The organism is uncultured Eudoraea sp. (assembly GCF_947258925.1).
Taxonomy (GTDB): Bacteria; Bacteroidota; Bacteroidia; order Flavobacteriales; family Flavobacteriaceae; genus Eudoraea.
Genome location: NZ_CAMYKG010000057.1, coordinates 1 through 8,123, shown reverse-complemented (window position 1 = coordinate 8,123; position 8,123 = coordinate 1). Strand labels below are relative to the sequence as shown.

At 39.2% G+C, this 8,123-nt stretch carries 6 protein-coding genes; 2 read left to right on the top strand and 4 right to left on the bottom strand.

Features of this window, described 5'->3' with window-relative positions; genetic code table 11:
- Both Q0X77_RS14755 and Q0X77_RS14750 read left to right on the top strand, forming a co-directional pair.
- A partial coding sequence (locus Q0X77_RS14755) for a SusC/RagA family TonB-linked outer membrane protein (RefSeq protein WP_297798593.1) occupies positions 1-2,898 on the top strand: 2,898 nt, incomplete at its 5' end.
- Positions 2,899-2,915: 17 nt separating this feature from the next.
- Positions 2,916-4,403: a SusD/RagB family nutrient-binding outer membrane lipoprotein gene (locus Q0X77_RS14750; protein WP_297798592.1), complete on the top strand. Its 1,488-nt coding sequence runs from the start codon at positions 2,916-2,918 to the stop codon at positions 4,401-4,403.
- 85 nt (positions 4,404-4,488) lie between these two features.
- Here the strand turns inward: Q0X77_RS14750 and Q0X77_RS14745 are convergent, their stop codons facing one another.
- The 4 genes from Q0X77_RS14745 to Q0X77_RS14730 form a co-directional block, all read right to left on the bottom strand.
- Complete coding sequence (locus Q0X77_RS14745) at positions 4,489-5,247, bottom strand: DUF6090 family protein (protein WP_297798591.1); 759 nt, start codon at positions 5,245-5,247, stop codon at positions 4,489-4,491.
- Between the two features lie 4 nt (positions 5,248-5,251).
- The gene (locus tag Q0X77_RS14740; RefSeq protein WP_297798590.1) at positions 5,252-6,049 is read right to left on the bottom strand and encodes a DUF6090 family protein; all 798 of its coding nucleotides are present in this window, start codon (positions 6,047-6,049) and stop codon (positions 5,252-5,254) included.
- 5 nt (positions 6,050-6,054) lie between these two features.
- Positions 6,055-6,813: a DUF6090 family protein gene (locus Q0X77_RS14735; protein WP_297798589.1), complete on the bottom strand. Its 759-nt coding sequence runs from the start codon at positions 6,811-6,813 to the stop codon at positions 6,055-6,057.
- A 669-nt stretch (positions 6,814-7,482) separates the two neighbouring features.
- A partial coding sequence (locus tag Q0X77_RS14730) for a glycosyl hydrolase family 65 protein (RefSeq protein WP_297798588.1) occupies positions 7,483-8,123 on the bottom strand: 641 nt, incomplete at its 5' end.

Here is an 8,123-nt window from a genome sequence, read left to right as displayed (position 1 = left end):
GTTTTGGTTTTTTCTCATATTGGACTCAAAACGGTTGAAATAACCATAGGGTTTAATAACATAATAAATATTACATTAGAAGATGATATTACCTATTTGGATACCATAGATGTTACTGCACTTGGAATTCAAAGGCAAAAGAAAAAGCTGTCGTATCAGGCAGACAAAGTACCTTCGGAAGAATTGGTAAAAGTGGTGCCTACCAGGGCGGCGCAAGGTTTAACCGGCAAAGTGGCCGGCTTGCAGATCAATGTTCAGGATCAGGGCGTTAACCCAAATACCCAAATCATTTTGCGGGGACTGAGATCAATTAGTCAGTCGAATAGTCCTATCATTGTCATCGATGGAGCAGTTGCCAGTCAGGGTGCTTTTGATGATCTGAATCCACTTGATATACAGGACGTAAACGTATTAAAGGGAGCTACAGCTGGTATTCTATACGGATCATTGGGAAGTAACGGGGCTATCTTGGTGACCACCAAAAAAGGGGTATTAGGCCAAAAATTTACAATTGGTTTAATTTCTACAACCTCTATGGAAACAGTTGCCCATATGCCGGATTTTCAACAGGAATACGGAATTGGTGCAGGGGGTGAATATATCGGTAATGAAAACATTAGCTGGGGGCCACGTTTTGACGGGCAGGTACGCCAGATCGGGCCCACATTTGCCGACGGCAGTTTTCAGGCAGTTCCCTACGCCGCTGTGAAGGACAATTTAAAAGACTTTTTTGAAACCGGGTATACCTTTCAAAATACGTTATATCTCAGTGGAGGAACTCAAAATAGTTCTTTCTACCTTTCTTTAGCTGACCAGCAGACCACCGGGCTTGTCCCTTCGGACACCTATGACAGAAATACGTTCAGGGTCAATGCTTCCCAAACTCTTGGCAACCTTACTTTAAGTGTAAACTCCAGTTATTTAAGGGATAAGACGAGTGTTGTTGGAAGCAGACTGGGACAATTTAATGAACAGATTTACGGCCTTCTTTTATCTACACCGGTTAATATACCACTAACAGAATATAGGAATTGGGAGGATCCTGATAGCTATGGCAATCCGAATAACTATTACAACCTATATCAGGACAATCCCTATTGGGCTATTGATACCAACAGGGATAATGATAAAACCGATAGGTTGATTGCCAATATCCAGGCCTCCTGGGATATTGTTGAATGGTTGAACTTCACTGCGAGGTTGGGACTTAACAACTCTAGTGGTTATGGAAAAGACTACCGGCGCAGGCAGTCGTATGATCCTTCATTACAGACTTTCAAAGGTTATGTTACACCCTTTGTTGTTGAAAGTGAGTTCCAAACGAATTCGTATTCGGCTGAGGCCATTCTGAAGGCCGATTTTGATGCAGGTGAATTGTTCGACATTACAGCTATACTGGGAGGCACTAACAACTCCTTCAATTCCAGGATTAGCAGCATTGAATTTAATGATCTCAGCATCCCGGGATTCTTTGATGTTTCTAATGGAGTAGGCACACCTGAAGTAAGTCTGGACGAATCAAAAAAAAGGATTTATGGCTTCTTTGCCGATGCTACTTTGGGGTTTAAGGATTTTCTGTATTTAAATTTGGCCGGCCGATATGATTTTACCTCAACCTTGCCTCCAGGTGAAAACAGCTACTTCTATCCGGCAGCCGGGCTATCATTTATAATGAGCGAGGTTGTCCCATCGCTGAAGGAAAACGATATCTATATTAAATTGAGTGCGAGTAACTCAACCACTTATAATGATCTGGGCCCCTATCAAATTAATGAGACTTATTCACAGGCAGCTTACTTTCCGTATGGCGATTTAAATGGTTTTTCGGTAAGTGATGTCGCGATAGATCCCGGAATCACCAAAGAGAAAATAAATACTACGGAATTTGGGTTAAATACCAGTTTCTTTAATAACCGCCTCACTTTTGATGCAGCTTATTTTATAACCAAATCAACAGACCTCATCACACTGACCACACCTTCTGTAACTTCCGGATCCAGTTCTTTTTTAACCAATATTGGGGAAATAGAGACGAAAGGCGTCGAACTCACCTTGGGTGGTGAAATCCTTAAATCAAAGAATTGGGGCTGGGATGCCAGCTTCAATTTTACTAGTAATGAGGCTGTTGTCAAAGAAATCGCAGAAGGGGTCGATGAGATAACCATTAGCAGTATTAATTATAATTTTATAGGAGACAGAGTTGGCTTTTATGCTATTGTAGGGGAAGCTTTTCCACAAATTAAGGCAACTACTTATTTAAGAGACCCCGAGGGCCGTGTCGTGATCAATCCGGAAGATGGGAATCCGTTGGTGGGACCGTTAAAGAAATTGGGGAAAACGACTCCCGATTATATTATTGGCTTTACATCCAGGCTTAGATGGAAAACCTTAAGCCTGGCAATAACAATGGACTACAGAACCGGACATGTTTATTTTGATGAAGGCTCAGACTATTTAGAATTTTCAGGGCGTTCTGTTGCTTCGGTTGCCTATGATAGGGAGGATTTTGTATTCCCCAATTCGGTTATAGAGACGAGCCCGGGTGTCTATGAAGAAAATACTAGTGTTACCATAACAGGAGGAAATAACTGGGAATACTGGACCGATTTCTATGGAGGGATAAAAGAAAATTATATAAAAGATGCTACCGCATTAAAAATTCGCGAATTGGCCTTGAACTATGCAATGCCGGATAAATACCTGCGTAATTCCGCGATACATAGGCTTGAAATTGGACTGATCGCCAGAAACTTCTTTACCTATTTACCGGGAGAAAACCTGTTTTCAGACCCGGAATTTCAGAACAACAACCAGCCGGACAATGCAATAGGTATAGGGGGGCTATTGCAACCGCCGCCATCGAAATCTCTGGGCCTAAACCTAAAAATTGAATTCTAATGTAAATGATATTAGGAATGAAAACTTTCAAATATACGCTTAGTACAATGATTATTACTCTCTTTGTGGCAGCTTGTTCTTCAGACTATCTGAACATTAATGAAGATCCCAATAATCCTTTATCCGTAAGCCCCGACCTTATCTTACCTGTTGCGCAGAGCTATTCGGCCTTTATTCAGGAAAGTTTTAAGGGCCAAAATTCCCTGGGAAATTTTATGATGTATAACTGGGCAGAAAGCGAAGGTTCTGTATTCTACAGTGCGGAGTTCCGTTATTTTGTAGACCCTACATTTTACAGCCAAAACTTTGATTATACTTATGCAAATGCTTTAAAGCAGTATAATGCCCTGAATAATCTGGAAGGAGATGAATTTGGTTACTATCGCGCAATTGGTCAGGTAATGATGGCCTATCATTTTCAACTATTGGTGGATACCTATGGGGATGTTCCTTACTTTGAAGCATTGCAAAGGGGTGGTAATATAACGCCAAAATACGATAAGGCTGAAGAAATTTATGAAGATCTGATAGTTCAACTAAGCAGCGCTATTAGCCTGATTAATTCAACAGCTTCCAATTCTTCGATTACCCCATTAATGCCAGGTCCTGACGATGTCATGTTTGGTGGCGATATGGCCCTCTGGAAAAGATTTGCGAATACCGTAAAGTTACGGATATTGGTACGCCTTTCAGACTTGCCTGAGAAAGCGGAATATATTAGAAATGAATTTGCTGTTATCGCTGGTGAAGGTTCCGGTTTTATTGAGAATGATGTTGAAGTTCAACTTGGGTATATAAATGAAGAGAATAGAATGAATCCTAAATGGGCCGAATTTGGGCAGGATGCCCAGGGTAATAATACCATCTTCAACAATGCTACCTGCGCTACGCCATTTGTTCTTGATTTTTTATCAGGAACCCAGGATCCCAGAATCGATTTTATTTATGAAAAACCGGTAACCGGCCATCTGGGTGTTCGACAAGGGCAATTATACAATACCTCGGGAGAAGGTGAATTTGTTTCTGAAAAGGTCTCCAATATGGGGATGGGTATTTTGCAAGAACCCGGACAAGCTGCCGTTTTATATACGGCAGCCGAATCGTATTTCAACCAGGCAGAGGCAGCGCTAAAGGGATTGATGCCCGGTGATGCCAAATCGTTTTACGAAAATGGAATACAGGCTTCCTTTAGCTATTTAGGCGCGGGGGATGCATCATCCTATTACTGCCAAAATCTGAACCTGGTAAGCTGGGATAGTTCATTGAATAAGCAGGAAGCTATCATTACCCAAAAGTGGCTGGCCTTAAATAGTATAGATGCGATCCAATCCTGGTTCGATTATTCGAGAACGGGATACCCCTCCAACCTGCCTGTCTCCGATTTGGCTACCACCCCTGACCGGCCGGTGCGCTTGGCCTATCCATCTAGTGAAATCACGGCAAATGGGGAAAATCTACCGTCACAGCCGAATGTTTTTACCGATAAAATATTTTGGGGGAATTAATTTATTGAGTAATCAGTGGTTTTATGAAATCTGAACTTTGCACATCACTTTTGTTGCAAGAATCATTCTATAACTAAGATCATTCCTATTTTTCAAGTTCATTAATTTCTTCTTCTATTGCGACAATGAGCTGCGATATTCGAATTTGGACATGGTTAACAGCGTCCAAATGACCTATATTCTTATTTTTAAATGTTTTGATATGGTATAAGTATTCGGTATCTTTTTTTAATTTTTCATAATCTATGGGTATCATTGTCCCGTCAAAAGATTTTGTTTCTAAATCATATTCCCACTGCTCTGCTTCATTAAATCTGCTATTAAATACATTCTTTTCTAAATGTTCCATATACTGTCTGTTCGTTTCTCCCATTTCAATCAAATAAATCATCCAAATATCGTATATGTCGATAATCTGATACCTTAATGTATCATTGGATATCACACCAACCCCTATCGATTTTAATGTTTCGAAAGCACTTTTATTAGGAAAAATCTTGGTATAACCATAAGTATTTGCAAAGTGAAAATCCAGGGAATCATGATAAGGTAAGTTATTTTCAAGGTGGTCTATAATAGTTTGTGAAGACGATATAATTTGATTATGGACACTGATATCGTCTGGAAATGTATTCAGATCCTTCTCCAATCCAGATTTGATGTCTTCAAGCAGTGAAATTTCAATGATTTTACTTTGTCGCTTTTGGTCCCAATTGTTCACCTGCACCGCGATCGCTATACCAAAGATTAATATTAGGACTTCCCCTATGGCATAAAGCGTGTATTTACCGAATCTTTTGCTGATCAGTAACTTATGTCTTATTCTTTTAAAAAAAAGGGCCATGTTGTTATTTTTCTAAGCTCTTTATTTCTTGCTCTAGATTCAATATTGTCTGGGACATCTGATTTTCCGTATCAGTACAAATAAACCAATACCAATGGACTTCGTTCATATATGTTTTAAGGTGAAAAAGATATTCATGATCGTTTTTTAATGCCTCATAATCTAAAGGAATCATTCTTTCATCCCATTTTACCAACTCACTGTTTGACTCTTTATCATCAGCAAAAGGTGCTGATTCTTTATAATCAAAGAAAAGTCTTGCTTGCTCAAATCTGGTGCGTAAAATATTTTGTTCTATATATAAGAAATTATTTGTCAAGCTGGCCGTCAGGTACTGCAAGAAATTGTATTTAACATCATATAAATCGATAATTTCATTTCTTAGTTTCTCATCAGTTATTGTATTGACTCCTAAAGATTTTAATGTTTGGATGCCGCCACTATTGTGCATCCAGTCGGTAACATAAAAAGAGGCAATAAAGTGGTGGGCCAAGCTATCGTTGTAGGGCCGGTCATTTGCAAGATAATCTTGTACAATGCGTGATGAGAGCATACTATGTAAATGAAGACCCATATCTTCTTTAAGAAGGAGTGTATCCTTTATTAAATCTGCCTTTATAGCCTTCAGTACGGAGATTTCTACAGCCTCATTCTTTCGTTGCTCATTCCAGCTATTTACTTGAACGGCTACCAGGATCCCCACAATCACGATCAAAACCTCGCCCAGGGCATATAGCGAGTATTTCCCGAATCGTTTTTTGACCAGCAGCTTTTGTCGTATGCGTTTAAAAAATACGGCCATATTATCTATTGTTCAAGTGAATTAAGTTCTTCCTCTATATCTTTAATGAGTTGAGTTATTGCAGTTTTAGTGGTATAACATTCATTTAAATAGTAATCAATCCCATTTCTATACGTTTTAACATAGTAGATGTACTCAGTATCTTTTTTTAGTGCTTCGTAATCGAGCGGAATCATTGACCCATCATAGGGATTTTCTGTATTGGGATCATCAAAATATTCTCCCTGGTCAAATCGACTAATAAAAAGATTTTGAATGGCATACCCGTTCTTATTTTTACTCTGATCAGATAAATACAGCATATGAACATAATTCATATCATACAATGTAATTATCTGACTCCTTAATTTCTCATTGGTTATGGTATTTACTCCTAAAGATCTGAGGGATTCAATACCACCCCGGGAATAGCCCAAATAAGTAAAATAATTGGCAGCTAAAAAGTGATAGCCCAGCGAATCATCATAAGGTAGATTATTTTCAAGATGGTTTAGGATGATTTCTGCGGAGGCATTTCCTTCTGTGTGTAGATCGATACCAAATTGTAGATCATTTAAATCGCTATGTAAATCCTCTTTAATAGACTTAAGAATGTTAATTTCCAGAGTTCTATTTCGTCGCCTTTGGTCCCAATTGTTAACCTGAACCGCGATCGCTATACCAAAGATTAATATTAGGACTTCCCCTATGGCATAAAGCGTGTATTTACCGAATCTTTTGCTGTTCAGTAACTTATGTCTTATTCGCTTAAAAAATAGGGCCATAGTCGCTATCTTAATTTTCACAAAACTCTTACCCTCAGATTCAGGTTATAGTTGCCCTATAACCAAAATCCGGTCATAGTTCTGTAACACACTATAAAAATAACAGCCATTCAGAGGGCGTTCAATGATATTGATCATACTTGTGGTGTAAATTCTAATCAATAGGTAGAAGTATTCGGACAGTTAATATAGAATGATTAACACCTACGAAGTTTTACTTTACACCTTCAAACTAGGAATAGTGTTTTGCAGGACCATAACGCCATAAAGCTAATTGGTTTCAAGCTTTATGCAACTGCAAAACAACCCTCCGCAATGGGTTGCCCTAATGTTGCTATCTTAAAGGAGTTATTCTGCATATATTGGTTTGATCAATATTCCTTTGTGTCGGTCTGGGGTTATAATAGTGGTGATTTCAGGTTGTGTAGAAGAACAGCTCGAATTTGAAAATGTACAACCTACTATACGCAGTTATAAATAAGAAGAGTTAAGAGAGTCACATTCAAAATCTGGGTACAGGAAAGCCCTGGATAAAGCAAAGCATGGTTAACCATGACTCAGATCATAGAAGTATTTTAGCTATGAAAAGGGTTGTTTTTTGGATTTCTTTGTTTCTCTGATTTATAGGCCTCAAAAGCTAGTTTTGATTTAAGTATTAATGAATTTATCTTATACTTTGTTAACTAGTTCCATGACCTTGTGTGGTTGATCTTTGGACAACTTAATTTCCCGGTCGCCATGATAAATGGTTAGGCCGTTGCCTTTTTTAAGGGAATATTTCACCGAATCCTTCCCGATGTTAACTTCAAACATTTGTCCGCGCACGGTCAAAGGGAATCGGACCTCCTCAACATGCGGCAAGCTTTTCGGATTGAACGAAATCCTGCCCCCATAATCGCGCATTCCTGCCAATCCATATACCACAGTCATCCAGGTTCCACCCATGGATGCGATATGTGCTCCATCTTTGACATTTCCTCCTACATCTGCCAGGTCCATCCACGCAGCATATCTTATAAGCTCCAAAGCCCTGTCGAGATAGTCCAATTCTAATGCAAGAATGCTATAAACACTGGCAGATAATGAAGAATCACCCGTGGTTAGGGGATCGTAATAATCGTAGTTTCGTTTCTTTTGCTCCCAGGAAAACTCGTGGCCCAAAAGAAACATAGCCATAACCACATCTGCTTGTTTAATGACCTGGAAACGATAAATCACCAAAGGATGGTAATTAAGAAGCAAAGGATATTTATCCGTGGGAGTGTTTTCAAAATCCCAAACTTCCTTTTTAAGAAATCCGTCGTCCTGCG